The organism is Vibrio sp. QJM3NY_35 (assembly GCF_057785915.1).
The window spans coordinates 2232651-2248753 of the sequence record NZ_CM173507.1 but is presented as its reverse complement, the minus strand read 5'-3'; the positions used below and the strand labels follow the sequence as shown (position 1 = coordinate 2248753).

The window sequence follows — 16103 nt, the reverse complement described above, 5'->3', positions numbered from 1 at the left end:
TAATCGGATTCTGGATATGCACTTTCATCGTAAGTGCCTGTTATTGTTTTCAAAAAATCAAAGCAATGTTAAATGAAATTACTGATACGTGAGAGTGGAAGAAATGTACAACAAAAAAGGGACACACTTTTCAGTATGTCCCTTTCCTTTGTTTGGCCGGATTCGAGTTTTACGTTAAATAGCCAATGGCATTTCGTTTGAGTGGTCAGGCTTACGATTAACCCAACGTAAACCCAGCATAGCGATGAATGACATTGCAATCATCAGGCAACCGAGTGGCAGTTGGTCTTGAGCTGGGAAGAACGATGCCAATAGTGTTGCGATGCCAGCACCTAGGTTTTGCATGCCACCTAAGATCGCGCCTCCAGTACCAGCGTGGTATGGGAGTGGCGAAAGTGCCCCTGTTGTTGCTGCTGGGAATAAGATACCAGCGCCCAAGAAGTAAATGGTTGCGCCGCCAATCAAGGTTAATGCTGTTGTTTGACCAAATAAACCCGGTATTAACACCACTGTTGAGCCTACCAAGATAGCAACAAGACCAACATTCAGTGCGCGGCGCTCACTGCGACGTTGTGCGATGTAACTAGATAAGCCAGCACCCACTAAATAACCTGGAATGGGCAAGACAAACAACAAGCTTACTGTCGTTGCAGGTAAGCCAAGTACGCCGCCAAGCAACACACCTGCCGCTGCTTCAAATACGGCTACACCAGCAAAGGTTGCGACCAATACCAATAAGAAACCTTGGAAACGTTTATCAGACAGAACGAACTTGTAGCTGTTGGCAACCGATTCATGCTTGCGTCGTTCTTTCGGCAGTGTTTCCATCATGCTCGTCATCATAGTGATCACAACAGCAATACCAAACAGCGCAAGGAATAAGTAACTAGAACGCCAGCCGAAAACTTCTGTTAGGTAACCACCCAGTACAGGAGCCATCAATGGTGAGAAAATCACACACATGCTAATCAAGCTGTTTGCACGGTGCAGCTCTGCGCCTTCAAAACAGTCGCGAGTCAATGTACGAGACATCGCACCACCACAACCGATGCCCAAACCTTGGATAAAGCTGCCCGCTAAGAACCATTCATATTCGTGAGCGAACAATGCTACCAAAGTACCGATGATGTAGATGATCAAACCAATCACGATGATCGGTTTGCGACCTAGGCGATCAGAAAGTGGGCCGTAGACAAATTGCGACAGACCATAAGGGATCAAGTAACACGCCATCACCGCTTGCAGTGAAGATGCCGAAACTAAGAACTCACCTGCCATATGACCGATAGAAGGCACGTACATCGTTTGAGTCATTTGACCTACGGCAGTCAGAATAGCGATTAAAAAGGTAAGTTTCGCTAATGGAAACGAGGCGGACATTTGCGTATCTCTCCAAAAATTAAGACGTAAAAAGCCTTAGCGCTCCATTAAAGGAGAGCCAAATGAATAAAGTGATCAGGGAATCTAGGCGCGAGATATTAGAGCTTGATTGCGGGCTTAGCAATCAAAAAGTGTGAAGTTGACCAAGATAAAAATCTATAACTTGGATTATAAAAACTAATCCGAAATAGCTACGTTTTAAGGAGGGAGAGGGTGGAATGGGCTTCCTTTAAATATCGATGTTTTGGTTATGTCCAAAGTGCTAAAACCTAAGCAACATAGCCAATGATTATATGAGTACATCATTTGAAATCACAGAAAAAAGGAAGAAAACACGCCCTATTAACATTTGTATAAACTTTCGTTTTATATGTAAGCAATTTGTGCTGTAATTATCCGCTAAGCTATTCGTCTAACTCATTTACATTGTGTACAGCAATTCGTTGTCGATGTGATAGTTATGGTTATGGAAGTCTTTTGGCTTAAATAAGGATATTAAATGCGCTCTCTATCGGTACAGTGGAAAATAACCCTCTTAGCAGGTTGTTGTTTAATCATTACGTCACTGTCTCTTATTGGTTTCTCGATCTACAACGCGACGAGTAATCAACAAGTCATCAAATCTCAAAGTTCAGAATCAGTTATCAATAAAACTCAGCAGTTGCTGGCGTCTGTTTCTCAACTCAATGCTCAAGAAACTCAACGTTATGTAGACGAAGCTATTTACCGCGCAGAGATGCTTGCGGCCAGTGCTCAGTTTCTAAAAAACAATGCAGACGAAAACTTTACGCCAAGTGAAGAGCTTCGTACCGCCTTGGATGAAATGGTTCGTCGCTCGGTTCTAAATTTCGACTCTATTCAAGGTGCGTATCTAGTTTTCAAGCCTGATTTACTTGATAGCGAAGATGCGAATTATGTCGATGCTGATTATGTTGGCTCTAACGAAAAAGGTCGTTTTGCTCCTTATTGGAAGGTAGCGGATAACGGTGAAAATGTTCTAGCGAACGTTCTTTCAGAATCGATCTTGAATGATGGCAGCAATAGCGAACGTTTTTACTGTCCTTTGTCTTCAGGGCAAACATGTATTAGTACGCCGAGAGTCGTGAACAGCGGTGGTGTAGCACTACTTACGTCCTCTATTTCAGTCCCTATTTTGGTTGACGACGTTGCTATTGGTTTTCTTGGTATTGATCTAAGACTCGATGGTTTAACGAGTGTGATTACGCAATCTGATCAGAGCTTGTTTAACGGTGCGGGTAAAGCTTATGCGGTTAGTCTAGATGGGTCAGTTATCGCTTCTGATGATTCAAGTATTGCGGTCGGTTCAACCTTCCAAAGTGACAATACAAACAGTGATTTAATGACCGACTTTATCTTTGGTGGTGAAGTGACAACGCAATGGAGTGAGAACGGTGAGTGGTTACTTGCCTTTGCACCTGTTGTTGCGGCTAATCAAACTTGGGGTGTGTTGTTTGAGATCCCGAGAGAGAGCGTCGTCGCTGATGCCAACAAATTGGACTCCATCATTAGCACTAAGTTAAGCGAAGGCATTAAGACGGAAGTGATTGCCGGTACTGTGTTCATTTTGTTCGGTTTAGCCATCATCGCATTTGCTTCCCTTTCAATTGTGAAGCCTATTCGACAAGTGGTCGAGCGACTTAATGATATTGCTTCTGGTGAAGGGGATTTGACGCAGCGTTTAGAGGTTAAGTCTCAAGACGAAATTGGTCAGCTATCTAAAGGGTTCAACTTATTCTTAGACAAGCTACAACACACGATCAAAGAAGTTATTCACACTACTGAGCAAGTGGCGAGTACGACAAGCCAGGCTAAAGCATCGGCATCAAGCACTCGAGAAAGCAGCGAATCTCAATTTAAAGAAGTCGATCTTGTGGCGACAGCGGCCGAAGAGATGACGCAAACAGCGGGCTTAGTGGTACAAAACGCAGAAGTGGCCGTTGATGCTGCTTGTGAAGCGAATCGTTCTGCTCAACAAGGGCAACAGGTTATCGAGCTTTCAGCCGGTGAAATGAGAAAGCTGGTGGAGCGTATGTCGAGTGCTGTTCCAATTGTTGAAGAGTTGGCCAAAAATAACGGAAACATCACCGAGATCTTAAGTGTGATTGAAGGGATCTCTGAGCAAACTAACTTACTGGCATTGAACGCGGCGATTGAAGCGGCTCGTGCTGGCGAACAAGGTCGAGGTTTTGCTGTTGTTGCGGATGAGGTAAGAAACCTCGCAAGTCGCACCCAGTCATCGGTTGGTGAGATCAGAGCGGTGATCGACAAGGTTCATGCTGGAACTCAAGATGTCGTTGAAGCGATACAAGAAGGCAATATACTTGCAAACGACACAGCACTACACGTTCAGAAAGCAGTTGAAGATTTAGGTTCGATCTTTACTTCTATTGAGGCGATCAGTGATATGAACAATCAGATCGTAAGAGCGGCAGAAGAGCAGCAATCGGTGTCTGGTGAAGTGAATCAAAGCGTGGTTAACATTCGAGACTTGAGTGCGAAGATCTTGGAACAAGCAGCGGCTTCTGAACAAGTGGGCAACGAAATTGATCAGCTGTCTCAGCAGCAACAGAAATTGGTCAATCAGTTCAAGGTATAACCATTAAGACTTAACAAATTCAAAATTGAAAAAGGGACAAATGAGGTTTTCATTTGTCCCTTTTTTATATCTTGCAACCAAAGTTAGTCAACAACGAGTGGTTGATACTGCTTACTCTTCAATGAACCAGTAGCCTTTGTTCACTAATTCCGTCACGACAGTTACGCCCGAAGGAGATAGAGCAGCAGCTGAATTAATCACAGTCTCATCACAAAGTATGTTGAGTAATGAAGAGTCCGCTTCATCAACCTTAACCACTTCGCCATTGATGTAAGCTGTGTTGCTTTCATTTTCGTGGTAAAGCGCTTTTAAGCCAGATACACGGTGGATCTCGCCTTCAGACTCCAAGTGTTGAGCGATCTCTTCTGGAGTCCATAGAGGTTCTGGCGCAACGATATCAAGCTGGTGGCGTGATTGGCTCAGCAAACAACCCATGAAATCACTCACGGTTTCAGGCTGTTCTAATGCCGACTTCAACATATCAGTTAGGTTACTCAAATCTGACGAACGAATCTTGCCGTAGCCATCTTGCGTTTTGAACTCAGGATCATGCAAGTGAACATCACCCATATCATGAGCAAGCACAAAGTCGGCAAAGTTACTGATTAGCTCTTGCTCCTTAGGAGAGCGGTAGCCAATCGAGTAGCTCATTGACGGCTCTAACGTGTTCCCTTCATGCGGGAAACCCGGTGGGATATAAAGGATATCACCTGGCTCTAAGGTTTCATCAATGATTGGCTCAAAGCCTTCTATTTGGCGTAGAGCAGACGCTTGAACGGTCTCTTTGTATTGACCAACATCTTTCGCGCCCACTTTCCATTGACGCTTACCTTGGCCTTGAATGATGAATACATCGTATTGATCAATATGTGGGCCAACACCGCCTTCAGGTGCTGAGTAGCAAATCATGAGATCGTCGAACAACCAGTTTGGCAATTGTTGGAACGCTTCAGTCAGTTGATTTGCACCTTGATGCCAATGGTTGGCTGCTTGAACGATCAATTGCCAATGTGTTTCAGTCAGCTCACCAAACTTCTCTTCAGTGAATGGACCGTGTTCGGCTGTCCATTTGTTGTCGAGGTTAGAAACAAAGCGAGAATCCACTTCTTCTTCCATCGATAAACCAGCAAGTTCTTCCGGCGAAATTGGGTCGACGAAGTTTTGGAAGCCACCTTTTAAGATGGTTGGTTTTTTATGCCAGTAGTTTTCAAGAAACTCGGGCATAGAAAAGCTAAGTTGGTACATGTGAATCCTGTATATTTTTATGCTAGATGCTAGATGCTAGATGCTAGATGCTAGATGCTAGATGCTAGTTTGGCTTGTAAATCTTGCTGGACAATCTTAATTGCTTCTAACGCAACCTTAGGGTCGATCTCGTTGCTTTCGAGTAAGTAGATAAGGTCGACAGCTAACTTAACTTCTTCAGGTGCGTTATCCAGTGGTGATGATGTGTTATCAGTGCTCATTTCGCTTAGGGTTCTCTAAGTTAATCAATCTCTCAATGTTCTTCATTGAGTCCTCACAGCGTTCCAATCGTTCTTTTGCGAGTTGCCAAGCCTCTTCCGCTTTTTTCTTATGGTGACGTGGCGCAGAATCAAACGCTAATTTTCGTGTTTGAACTAAATCGACGAGCCGCTTTTGCCAATCTTGGTGTTGTGCGAGTTCGTTGTATAGGTCGTTAAGGGTTTTCCTTGACTTACTTTTTCGGTCCAAGCGTAAATCGTGGTTGGCTAACTCTCTTTGGATTGCTGCAATCTGATTGGTCAGCTTTTCTGTCAGGTAGCTGGCTCTGGACGCGGTCAGTTGATTTGTGGTTTGTTCACGCACAATGGTGCGGTACGTTGCCTGAGTTTCAAGTGCATAGGGAAGTAAAATAGAGGCGCCACATTTAAATAAGGCTCGGTCAAATAAGGCTTGATGATATGCCCCTCGAGATTTATCAACCTGAGAGCAATGGCTAATTAAGGTATCAATGACACTTTTTAGCTTTGAAAATTGATTCATTTCACTTCCCGTTGGCTACTGCCTATAAGTTCACAAACCAAGCTTCATATGCCAGTTTAATTGCAAGTACGCTTACTACGGTAACAAACACAGGTCGTATAAATGTAGCACCGAAACGAATAGCAGAGTGAGCACCAACAAACGCTCCGGCCATTAAACAAAGACCCATAGTTAAACCTAGAACCCAATCAATATGACCAAGAATCGCGAAGGTCACCAAAGAGGTAAAGTTACTGGTAAAGTTCATGGCTTTGGATAGGCCTGAGGCAAGTAAGATGTTTAAGCGATAAAGCGCCATAGAGCTTACTGTCCAAAACGCGCCAGTTCCTGGGCCTGCAACCCCATCATAAAAACCAAGAATGAATCCTTGGTACTTTTGTTTTCTCTTAAGTACAGGGCAAGGTTTAGGAGACACATTATGGCTCACATCTGGAGTCTTATGAAAAATGGTATAGACCGCAGCGGCAAGAATGACTAACGGCAATACCTTCTCTAACCACTCTGTGCTAATAGCATCAACAGTGAGTGTGCCGATTGTCGCACCGATTAAAGTAGATATGAATGCATTGACCCAACACTCAGGCTTGAACAGCTTTTTACGGTAGTAAGTGAATGCAGCTGTAGATGAAGCAAACGTTGCGGCCAGCTTATTAGTTCCGAGTGCAATGTGTGGCGGTAAACCAAGCGATAGCAAAGCTGGGACGGTTAACATCCCTCCGCCACCTGCGACAGCATCAATAAAGCCTGCTGCAAATGCAACCAGAGCAAGTATGACCAACATGGTTGGCTCAATCATTTCCATAAATAGCTAGTGTTCTCGTTATCGGCTGATAGGGCAGCCACATGAAAAACCGGTGGATTAGTCATGTTGGGTTGTGAATGCAAGGGCCTAGCGATGAAGGCCCATAACTACCTCAAAGGCAGGGTATATTAGTATTTTATTGTTCTTTTAAAAGGCGGTAGTGAATCGAGTAGGGACTTTCCGTATCGCTTCGTTACTATGCGTCTATCAAGGATCGTGACTTTACCAGAATCTCTTTCCTTACGCAGTAGTCTACCCACTGATTGAATAAGCTTTTTACTCGCATCTGGAACAGTAATCTGCATAAAAGGGTTACCACCGCGTGATTCAATATATTCTGAATGTGCTTGCTCTACGGGAGAGGTAGGAACACCAAAAGGAATCTTAGTAATAACGAGGTTTTCAAGAAGCTCACCCGGTAGATCAAGACCCTCAGAAAAGCTTCCAGTTCCAAAAAGAACGCTGGTTTTACCTTGGTCTATTAGCTTTTTATGTTTTTTTAGGATTTCAGTTCGTGAAGTATCGCCTTGAACCTGCAATGCCCACGACTTTTTAACGAAATCTGTTGCTAAAGCCTCTGCAACTTTGTTCATTTGCCAGTAAGAAGAGAATAGAACGAGATTGGCTTTTTTGTCTTCTATTACCTTAGGCAAAATTTCAATAAGATATTCGGTAAACTGAGGTGCTTGTGGTTCGTACTTCATTGCCGGCACGATCAGCTCTGCTTGATTCTGGTAATCAAACGGTGATGCCAAAGCCAAAAATTGTACGCCATCTTCTGCTTTTTGGCTGATACCTGCTTGATGACAGAAAAAGCTGAAAGAGTTGAGCGCCCTCATGGTTGCAGATACTAATACCGCGCCAACACAGCGGCTCCAGATTTGCTGATCCAGTTGCCAACCTACCTCTAATGGCGATACATTCACAACAAAATCGCCTTCGCTTTCTTTATTCAGTTCGAGCCAACGAGCCAAAGGAGCGCCTTTTTCTCTCTTCGGTTCAGCCATTAAGCGCCAAACTTGAGCAAGGTTCTCTGTTCTTTGTATATAGAAGCCAATTTCTGCAAGTGCTGGCTCTGCAAGCTTTGCTGAAAGCTCGCCGTCTTTAACTCGTTCCGCAATCAGGTCTGCAATCTTCGCAACGGCTTGGCTCGCCTTTTGCGTGAGTTGCTTGAGATCTTTAGATTCATTCTCTAGCCACTCAGGTAAGTCGCCATGTTCGAAGCGATACAAGCCGTCTTCAAAGTGGTTAGCGTCAAACTGTTTGCTCATTTGAGTCAGGGTAGGGATCAGCTGTTGCATTGAGTCTTGCAGTTCATTTCTAAATCGGTGGACACGCTTTTCGTCAGCGAGGCCTGAAAGCTTGGTGATTGATTGATTCAAACGCTCCAACCATGATGCCGCGCCTTTTAAGCTCGCAGCCGCAGAAGAGTGATCTCTAGCTACATGCGGTAAATGGTGAGCTTCATCGAATATATAGATGCTGTTTTCTGGTTCAGGCAGTATCACACCACCGCCTAAGTCAGCATCAGCCATCACTAAACTGTGATTGGCGATAATCACGTCTGCTTTATCTAACTCTGAGCGCGCTTTCTGGAAAGGACAGTCTCTATGCGTGGGCATACTGTTGTTACAGCTGTGCTTATCACTGACAATCATCTGCCAAATCATATTGTCGATGGGTTTTGGCCACGAATCACGGTCACCATCCCATTTCCCTTGGGTTAGGCTGCGGTACATGGTTTGAAGTTGGTCGATATCCTTTTTCTTCGGCTTAGATTCGAACATTGCCATTTGTCCGCCATCAACCCCGCAGGCAGCGGCTAGCTTTTCGGAGCAACAATAACGCTGTCTGCCCTTCGCTAATATGAAAGAAAACTCTCGATCAGTCAGTCTTCTATATAGAGGGAGATCTTTATTGACGAGCTGTTCTTGTAGCGCAACCGTCGCCGTCGATATGACTATTTTTCGATTATTGAGCACAGCGACAGGAATAGTAGCCATTAAATAAGCCAGTGATTTCCCGATCCCTGTCCCCGCTTCTGCAACAATCATGCGATTACTTTTGTGGTATTGACCACAAAGTGTCTTCGCTATTTCTGCAACAAGGTAATTTTGAGCACGACGAGGTACAAAGTTGTCCAACTGATCTTGGAGGTTTTGATAACTGGTGCGAATAGATTTTTGAATTTTAGTAGTTAGCATACTGTGACCTACGTAACGGAGCGAGGATAGTAGCACATATCACTAGTCGGTACATTTACGGTGAAATAGCTTGCTTTTGAATCAAAGGTAGATCTTGTTCACAAAAAAAAACTGAACCATCAGGAACTTAACTATTTTATTTATGTTGCGAAATATAAATATTAAAAAAGACTGGCTTATAGGTGTTAAATCCTGAAGTGTAGCGTTGTTGTGAGTTGTTTGTGGTGTTAAATGCTGTTTTGTTCTTTTTTTGGATTATTATATTTCCTGATAAAACTAAGGATAAGTTGCTCGTAAAACAATGAAAAAAAATGTAAGTGGTTGATTTTGATTGTTTTGTGTTTTTTTTAGGTTTGTTTTTAGTTTATTTGACACGCAGGATAATCTTTTGCAATCTAGACCTCGAAATTTAGTGACGGTGATTAACCAACAAAGAGTGGTAATGACCAGTCATAAAAATAAAAGGGAACCGGGCAAGGATCTCCCATTCTTAGAAAAGGCAGTGGATTTATTATGAAAAAGACTCTATTAGCGCTAGCTATCGCAGCTACAGCAACTTCTGTTAACGCAGCAGAAATTTACTCTAACGACGATACTAAAGTTGGCCTAAAAGGTGAGGTAGATATCTACCTAGCACAATCTGAAGTAGACAAAAACCTAACTGAAACAACTAAGAACGAAGCTGACGTTTCTACTTGGGCTAAAATCCAACTAGATGCAGAGCAAAAGCTAAACGACCAGTTTACAGCATTCGCATCTTTTGAAATCGAAACTGACGGCAGCAACGCTAAGTTCGATGACGTTCTAGCTGGTTTTAAAACTGACACTTGGGGTATGGCTTTCGGTGAGACCGGCGACCTAGCAGAATCTGCAGACGCTATCCAGAAAGACGATATCACAAACGAAGGTAACTACATGGGCTCTACTGGTGGTCACCACCGCGAGTCTTCTGGCCACGGTGCTGTATTCAAAGGTCAATTCGTTGAAGGTTTCACAATCGTAGCTGACGTTAACACTGATTCTACTGAAGACGTTGACAACACTTACGGTATCTCTGCAGATTACGCATTCAGCAACTTCTCTATCGGTGCTTCTTACATCACTGGTGACGCTGCTAAAGACGTAGATTACTCTCTTGCTGGTGTTTCTGCTTCTGCTGAGTTTGGTGGCCTATACCTAGCTGTTACGTACGCACAATTTGAAGGCAACCAAGGTTACGGTTACTGGGACCTATCTGACATCGCTGCTGATTCTTACGGCAACGGTGAAACTATGGGTATCGCAGCTGCTTACCAAATCGACGCTGTTCGTCTATACACAACTTACGCTGTAGCAACAACTGACGAAATCTCTACAGCAGCTGGTACTTCTAAGATTTCTGATATCGACTCTACTAACCTAGTTGTTGGTGTTGATTACGCATTCCGTGACAACATCCTATTCCTAGCTGAATACCAAACTGCTGATTTCGAATACGCATCACAAACTCTAGATGCTGACGGCGTTATCGCTGGTGTTTACTACACATTCTAATCTGTAGTTAACTATGCTATACAAAAGCCAGCTATTAGCTGGCTTTTTTACATTTATTGATTAAGGAATCGTACATGAACAAGTGGTATTTGAGTTTTGTTTGTCTATTCTCTGCACCATACGCAACAGCTGCTATTGATTTAGCTTCTGGTATTTCACTAAATACTTTGAACGGTGAGGTCGTCGAAAGTGTGGAAGATGCTGTATTAACCACTGGTGAAAATCAACTCGTTTTAGATTACACAGGGTATTTGAGTGATAAAGGCAAGCGCGAATTTATCAGTACCGTTCCTTACATTATGGTTGTAGATGTTCCTGAAAATGCGGATGTTGATGTTGATCTTGTAAGCAGAAAATACGCAAAGATAGAAAGAAACGTAGACAGAGAGCTTCCTATTTTCAATATCGCTATAAATGGTGATGACGTAAAAGTAGTGCAAGAAGTGTTACCGCCATCTCAAGGCGCACTTCCTTACAGCGATATTCCTCAGCTGGTTAAAGACTACAACCAAGAAAGAGGCTTAGTTTTTGATTCTGGAAAGATTCGTTCACTGAAAGAAGAACTTGCAGCGGTACAAACTGGTGCTGTGGTTGGTGCGACTGTTGCTGCTGATAGCACGGTTCAAGAGTCTGAAAACACGCTTCAACTTAAGCTTTGGTATTCAAGAGCCAGTGAAGAAGAGCGTAAAGCATTTCAAAAATGGTTGATTGACCAAAAATAATACCAAAAGTTTTTAGAGCGAGGTGCCCTTATGTAACAGACATCTCGCTTTTTCATTTCTATCTAGCCTTTTGTTAAATCTCTTTCCACTCACCTGGCTGAAGCTGACCTAGGTTCATGTCGCCCATAGAATAGCGAATAAGGCGTAGAGTAGGGAAGCCGATGTTTGCCGTCATTCGTCTTACCTGACGGTTTCGTCCTTCGATGATCGTAATCGCTAACCAGGTAGTTGGTATCGCAGCTCTGAATCTTACTGGTGGGTTTCTGTCCCATACCTCTGGCTCTGCCATTAACTCCACCTTAGCAGGTAGCGTCATACCATCTTTTAGTTCGACGCCTTTTCTCAATTTATCTAAATCTTCCTCAGAAGGTGCGCCTTCAACCTGCACCCAGTAAGTCTTTGGTGATTTTGAGTTTGGTTGAGTTAGCTTGGCTTGAAAGATACCGTCATTGGTTAAAACCATTAACCCTTCGCTATCACGATCAAGTCGTCCTGCAGCATAAACGTCTTTTACTGGAATAAAGTCGGCGAGCGTCTTTCTACCTTCGCCATCAGTGAACTGACTTAAAGTATCGAATGGTTTGTTGAACAAAATGACTTTGCGATCTTCGAGTGCAATTTTAGATTTTGTGTTCGCAGGTTTCGCTTTATATCTGTGTTTACTTGAGTGCGATTTCTTGTGCGAATTGCCAGTGTTATTCCTATCACTGCTTCGGCTTTGTCTATTACCGCTTTGTTTTAATGTTGCACCAGAACGAGCCGGTTTGTCTGAACGAGATGCGCTGCGTGAGCGAGTAGACATGTTAACTACCTTGCAAAAATGTAAACGAAGTGTGCTGAAAAGTTTTCACTGAAACGGAATTGAGCTATCATTTGCGCGCCTAAAAGACACAAAATAGAACAAGTTGATGGACTCTTAAGCCTGATTTGTTTAATTATACCTTCGTGTTTTATTATAACAACGCACTCACGGATTTGGTTCATGCTGTCATCAAGATTGCATGAAAAATAAGATAGAGTACGACTATCGAGTAAGCAGTTTTCACTCTTTGAGTGGCTTACTGGTCAATTTATAACATGCTCACTATTTTAAATGAGCTTGTAAGAACTATAGGGAAATTTCATGCCTACTGAAAAACCAACGATCATCTATACCATTACAGACGAAGCTCCGGCGCTAGCAACTTACTCTCTGCTGCCAATCATTCAATCTTTTACAGCTTCTTCTGGTATTAACGTTGATACTCGCGACATTTCACTTGCAGGGCGCATTATTGCCAACTTCCCTGACTACTTGAACGAAGAGCAACGTATTGGTGATGCATTAGCAGAACTAGGTGAATTGGCTAAGACACCAGAAGCAAACATTATCAAGCTTCCAAACATCTCTGCATCTGTACCTCAGCTTCAAGCAACGATCAAAGAGCTACAATCAAAAGGTTACGCACTTCCTAATTACCCAGAAGAAGCAAACACTGACGAAGAGAAAGTTGTTAAAGCGACTTACGACAAAATCAAGGGTAGTGCAGTAAACCCTGTATTACGTGAAGGTAACTCGGATCGCCGCGCTCCACTTTCTGTTAAAAACTACGCGAAGAAGAACCCACACTCAATGGGTGCTTGGTCTGCAGATTCTAAGTCGCACGTTTCAAGTATGGACGACAAAGACTTCTTCGGTAGCGAAAAGTCAGTAACCATTGAAGGTGCTACAGAAGTTAGCATTGAATTCGTTGGCAAAGATGGCGCAAAGAAAACACTGAAGCCAGCTTTTGCACTGCAAGATAAAGAGATCATTGATGCGTCAGTGATGAATAAGGCCGCTTTGGTTGCATTCTTCGAAAAAGAAATCGCATCGGCTAAAGAGCAAGGTGTACTGCTTTCTCTTCACATGAAAGCGACGATGATGAAAGTATCTGACCCAGTGATTTTTGGTCACGCGGTTAAGGTTTACTACAAAGACGTATTCGCTAAACATGGTCAACTATTTGAAGAGCTAGGCGTTGATGTAAATAACGGCATCGGTGATGTCTACGCGAAGATTGCAGCGCTTCCTCAAGAGCAGAAAAAAGCAATCGAAGCTGACCTACAAGCGGTATACGAGACTCAACCGCCACTAGCGATGGTTGATTCGGACCGTGGTATTACTAACCTACACGTACCAAGCGATATCATTGTGGATGCATCTATGCCTGCAATGTTGCGTTCTTCTGGTCAAATGTGGGATCCAGAAGGTAAGCAAAAAGATACTAAAGCAATGATCCCAGATCGTAGCTACGCGAGTATTTACCAAGCGGTTATTGATTTCTGTAAAGAGAACGGCGCGTTCGATCCAACAACGATGGGTAGCGTACCAAACGTTGGTTTGATGGCTCAAAAAGCCGAAGAGTACGGTTCTCACGATAAGACTTTCATCCTTGAAGCTGCTGGTCAGGTTCAAGTTGTTGACGCTTCAGGCGCTGTGCTTCTAGAGCAAGAAGTAGAGGAAGGCGATATCTTCCGTATGTGTCAGGTTAAAGATGCACCAATCCAAGACTGGGTTAAGCTTGCGGTAACTCGTGCTCGTGCATCGGGTGTTCCAGCGGTATTTTGGCTAGATGCGTCACGCGCACATGATGCTCAGCTTATTAAGAAAGTTGAAGCGTACCTTCCTGAATACGATACCGATGGTCTTGAAATTAAGATCCTCGCTCCACTTGAAGCGACTCAATACTCACTGGTTCGTATCAAAGAAGGCCTAGATACTATTTCGGTTACAGGTAACGTATTACGTGATTACCTAACAGACTTGTTCCCGATTCTAGAGCTTGGTACATCAGCTAAGATGCTATCGATTGTTCCACTAATGAACGGTGGTGGTCTGTTTGAAACAGGTGCTGGCGGTTCTGCTCCTAAGCACGTTCAACAAGTAGAGAAAGAAAACCATCTGCGTTGGGATTCCCTAGGCGAATTCTTAGCATTAGCTGCATCTCTAGAGCACCTGAGCGTAGTAACAGGTAACGCTAAAGCACAAGTTCTAGCTGATGCGCTTGATAAAGCGACGGGTGAGTTCCTTGATAACAACAAGTCTCCTTCACGTCGAGTAGGTGAGCTTGATAACCGTGGTAGCCACTACTACCTAGCGGCATACTGGGCTAAGGCGCTTGCTGAGCAAACGGCTGACGCTGATCTTGCTGCTGAGTTTGCAGGTGTGGCAAGTCAACTGGCTGAAAGTGAAGAAGCGATTGTTGCAGAACTGAACAACGCTCAAGGTGTGGCTGGCGACTTAGGTGGTTACTACCTACTTGACGATGCATTGGTTTCAACACTAATGCGCCCAAGCTCAACGCTAAACGCGTTTATTGATGCATAGTGATTGGACTCATCGTTAGTCAGTCACGAACGTGATTTGCTAACGAATTGCTTAGTCAGAAAGCTAAGTTATAGATAAAGTCAAAACGAAAGACGCTTTAACGATAACGTTAAAGCGTCTTTTTTTGTTCTTTTATAATACCCCCAAGACCTAGCTTAATAAGAATACATCCGCGAACTAATGGTCTAGTGAGCAACCTTATAGCCCTAAAACGAAAAAATAGCCCCAAAACGAAAAAACCGCTCACGTAATCCTGTGTTACAGGTATTAAATGAGCGGTTTCAATATTCTGTTTACCTGTCAGCCGTTAATGACGACTGATGGAGGTTAACATGAGTTGGCATTCGCTTATTTTGCGGCGCTGCCTTCTACAGGAACAACGGAGCTAGCATGCGAGCCTTTAGGTCCACTTTCTACTTCATAGTCGACCTGCTGACCCGCCTTCAAGGTTCGATAACCTTCCATTTGTATTGTGGAGTAGTGCGCGAAAATATCGCCGTCTTCACCTTCTGGACAAATAAAGCCAAACCCTTTGGCATTGTTAAACCATTTTACTGTACCTGTAGCCATGCTATACATCCCTCATGCATTTTGTTACTAACGTTGTTATATCAATTGTTGTAAGTGCGATTGATATCATTCCTACCAGCTAAAGAATTTCAGCTAATAGCTTGAATCTCGTACATTGCTTACGGAAATTAACGCTACCCTGCGTAACTATTCCTTATTGTTAATTTTTGAAGCGTGTTACTGACCTTAAATCATGTTGCAAAAATGTATTAAAAAACCTTTTAGCTCCAATGTAGCTAATGATTGAGCACAGTCAATAGTAAATTGGTATAAAAGTGATCAATTTTAATAACAAATCACATTCGAGATTAACTGCAAACTATTAACTAAATAGTAACTTAGCAGTGATCTTATCGTTAGTATCAATAGTTATGGCGTCTTTTTAATCAATCACATATGTTAATCCTGTTAATCGAGATCTTTTATTTGCAGCGATGGAAATGGTGGATTAGGCTCAGTATAGAGGAATATTTTTTGGTACTGTTTCTCGGTGCAGTTTCTTAGTACACCGTAAAGCGTGAATGTGGTAAATTTGAGTTAGGTAAACACTCACGACTTCCGAAAAATAACCCTTAGCAAAGCGATATGAGCAGAAACTTTGAATGGGCATCTCCAGGCTCAGATTTACTGGAGAAAGAAGCAACAAAAGTAAAGCCACCGGCGATGTATAACGTTGTGTTAAATAACGATGATTACACGCCCATGGACTTTGTAATCGAGATCCTAGAGCGATTCTTCTCACTAGATATCGAAAAAGCAACGGAAGTGATGCTCAAGGTTCATTATGAAGGTAAAGCTATATGCGGCACATACAGTGCTGAAATAGCGGAAACAAAGGTAGCGCAGGTCACGATGTACTCAAAGGAAAATGAGCATCCGCTACTATGTACAATGGAGCAAGTATAAATTGCTCGAACAACAC

13 protein-coding genes are annotated in these 16103 nt (G+C 43.2%); 5 read left to right on the top strand and 8 right to left on the bottom strand.

Translation table 11 applies throughout. The annotated features are described in order from the left end of the window. Nucleotides 1-174: 174 nt before the first annotated feature. Entirely contained in the window at nucleotides 175-1380 is a 1206-nt protein-coding gene (gene emrD, locus AC3CH3_RS10065; RefSeq protein ID WP_488537080.1) for a multidrug efflux MFS transporter EmrD, read from the bottom strand. A gap of 499 nt (nucleotides 1381-1879) precedes the next feature. Here emrD and AC3CH3_RS10060 point away from each other — a divergent pair, with 499 nt between their 5' ends. Then, nucleotides 1880-3997, top strand: a complete 2118-nt coding sequence (locus AC3CH3_RS10060; RefSeq protein ID WP_488537079.1) for a methyl-accepting chemotaxis protein — start codon at nucleotides 1880-1882, stop codon at nucleotides 3995-3997. A 111-nt stretch (nucleotides 3998-4108) separates the two neighbouring features. Here AC3CH3_RS10060 and AC3CH3_RS10055 read toward each other — a convergent pair whose 3' ends face one another. The 5 genes from AC3CH3_RS10055 to dinG all read right to left on the bottom strand — a co-directional run bounded on the left by AC3CH3_RS10055 (nucleotide 4109) and on the right by dinG (nucleotide 9007). After that, nucleotides 4109-5242 (bottom strand): ribosomal protein uL16 3-hydroxylase, encoded by a 1134-nt coding sequence (locus AC3CH3_RS10055; protein WP_372122632.1) that lies wholly within the window; start codon nucleotides 5240-5242, stop codon nucleotides 4109-4111. Between the two features lie 50 nt (nucleotides 5243-5292). Next, complete coding sequence (gene rsmS, locus AC3CH3_RS10050; RefSeq protein WP_017111064.1) at nucleotides 5293-5463, bottom strand: pleiotropic regulatory protein RsmS; 171 nt, start codon at nucleotides 5461-5463, stop codon at nucleotides 5293-5295. Further along, a complete protein-coding gene (locus tag AC3CH3_RS10045) occupies nucleotides 5453-6001 on the bottom strand; it encodes a primosomal replication protein (RefSeq protein ID WP_488537078.1) in 549 nt (182 codons plus the stop codon). The genes rsmS and AC3CH3_RS10045 overlap by 11 nt, the downstream gene beginning before the upstream one ends. 22 nt (nucleotides 6002-6023) lie before the next feature. Beyond that, complete coding sequence (locus AC3CH3_RS10040) at nucleotides 6024-6803, bottom strand: sulfite exporter TauE/SafE family protein (protein ID WP_017062114.1); 780 nt, start codon at nucleotides 6801-6803, stop codon at nucleotides 6024-6026. 128 nt (nucleotides 6804-6931) lie between these two features. Next, the gene (gene dinG, locus AC3CH3_RS10035) at nucleotides 6932-9007 is read right to left on the bottom strand and encodes an ATP-dependent DNA helicase DinG (protein WP_488537077.1); all 2076 of its coding nucleotides are present in this window, start codon (nucleotides 9005-9007) and stop codon (nucleotides 6932-6934) included. A gap of 513 nt (nucleotides 9008-9520) precedes the next feature. Between dinG and AC3CH3_RS10030 the strand changes: the two genes are divergently transcribed. Both AC3CH3_RS10030 and AC3CH3_RS10025 read left to right on the top strand, forming a co-directional pair. Continuing rightward, nucleotides 9521-10540 carry a porin gene (locus AC3CH3_RS10030; RefSeq protein ID WP_488537076.1) on the top strand — a complete coding sequence of 340 codons (1020 nt, stop codon included), beginning with the start codon at nucleotides 9521-9523 and terminating at the stop codon, nucleotides 10538-10540. Nucleotides 10541-10614: 74 nt separating this feature from the next. Then, nucleotides 10615-11262 carry a DUF2057 family protein gene (locus AC3CH3_RS10025; protein ID WP_488537075.1) on the top strand — a complete coding sequence of 216 codons (648 nt, stop codon included), beginning with the start codon at nucleotides 10615-10617 and terminating at the stop codon, nucleotides 11260-11262. Between the two features lie 73 nt (nucleotides 11263-11335). Here AC3CH3_RS10025 and AC3CH3_RS10020 read toward each other — a convergent pair whose 3' ends face one another. Then, complete coding sequence (locus tag AC3CH3_RS10020) at nucleotides 11336-12064, bottom strand: pseudouridine synthase (protein ID WP_488537074.1); 729 nt, start codon at nucleotides 12062-12064, stop codon at nucleotides 11336-11338. Between the two features lie 321 nt (nucleotides 12065-12385). Here AC3CH3_RS10020 and AC3CH3_RS10015 point away from each other — a divergent pair, with 321 nt between their 5' ends. Next, a complete protein-coding gene (locus AC3CH3_RS10015) occupies nucleotides 12386-14611 on the top strand; it encodes an NADP-dependent isocitrate dehydrogenase (RefSeq protein ID WP_488537073.1) in 2226 nt (741 codons plus the stop codon). Nucleotides 14612-14959: 348 nt separating this feature from the next. Here the strand turns inward: AC3CH3_RS10015 and cspD are convergent, their stop codons facing one another. After that, on the bottom strand, nucleotides 14960-15181 hold the full coding sequence (gene cspD / locus AC3CH3_RS10010) for a cold shock domain-containing protein CspD (RefSeq protein WP_004736548.1): 222 nt from the start codon (nucleotides 15179-15181) through the stop codon (nucleotides 14960-14962). Between the two features lie 585 nt (nucleotides 15182-15766). Here cspD and clpS point away from each other — a divergent pair. Continuing rightward, nucleotides 15767-16087 carry an ATP-dependent Clp protease adapter ClpS gene (gene clpS, locus AC3CH3_RS10005; RefSeq protein ID WP_004737430.1) on the top strand — a complete coding sequence of 107 codons (321 nt, stop codon included), beginning with the start codon at nucleotides 15767-15769 and terminating at the stop codon, nucleotides 16085-16087. Nucleotides 16088-16103: the final 16 nt, after the last annotated feature.

Excerpts from the sequence above, each read along its gene's own strand:
- clpS (WP_004737430.1), top strand. The coding sequence starts at position 15,767 with ATGAGCAGAAACTTTGAATGGGCATCTCCAGGCTCAGATTTACTGGAG.
- AC3CH3_RS10030 (WP_488537076.1), top strand. The coding sequence starts at position 9,521 with ATGAAAAAGACTCTATTAGCGCTAGCTATCGCAGCTACAGCAACTTCT.
- AC3CH3_RS10055 (WP_372122632.1), bottom strand. The coding sequence starts at position 5,242 with ATGTACCAACTTAGCTTTTCTATGCCCGAGTTTCTTGAAAACTACTGG.
- AC3CH3_RS10025 (WP_488537075.1), top strand. The coding sequence starts at position 10,615 with ATGAACAAGTGGTATTTGAGTTTTGTTTGTCTATTCTCTGCACCATAC.
- AC3CH3_RS10045 (WP_488537078.1), bottom strand. The coding sequence starts at position 6,001 with ATGAATCAATTTTCAAAGCTAAAAAGTGTCATTGATACCTTAATTAGC.
- emrD (WP_488537080.1), bottom strand. The coding sequence starts at position 1,380 with ATGTCCGCCTCGTTTCCATTAGCGAAACTTACCTTTTTAATCGCTATT.
- AC3CH3_RS10060 (WP_488537079.1), top strand. The coding sequence starts at position 1,880 with ATGCGCTCTCTATCGGTACAGTGGAAAATAACCCTCTTAGCAGGTTGT.
- AC3CH3_RS10040 (WP_017062114.1), bottom strand. The coding sequence starts at position 6,803 with ATGGAAATGATTGAGCCAACCATGTTGGTCATACTTGCTCTGGTTGCA.
- AC3CH3_RS10020 (WP_488537074.1), bottom strand. The coding sequence starts at position 12,064 with ATGTCTACTCGCTCACGCAGCGCATCTCGTTCAGACAAACCGGCTCGT.
- rsmS (WP_017111064.1), bottom strand. The coding sequence starts at position 5,463 with ATGAGCACTGATAACACATCATCACCACTGGATAACGCACCTGAAGAA.
- cspD (WP_004736548.1), bottom strand. The coding sequence starts at position 15,181 with ATGGCTACAGGTACAGTAAAATGGTTTAACAATGCCAAAGGGTTTGGC.
- AC3CH3_RS10015 (WP_488537073.1), top strand. The coding sequence starts at position 12,386 with ATGCCTACTGAAAAACCAACGATCATCTATACCATTACAGACGAAGCT.
- dinG (WP_488537077.1), bottom strand. The coding sequence starts at position 9,007 with ATGCTAACTACTAAAATTCAAAAATCTATTCGCACCAGTTATCAAAAC.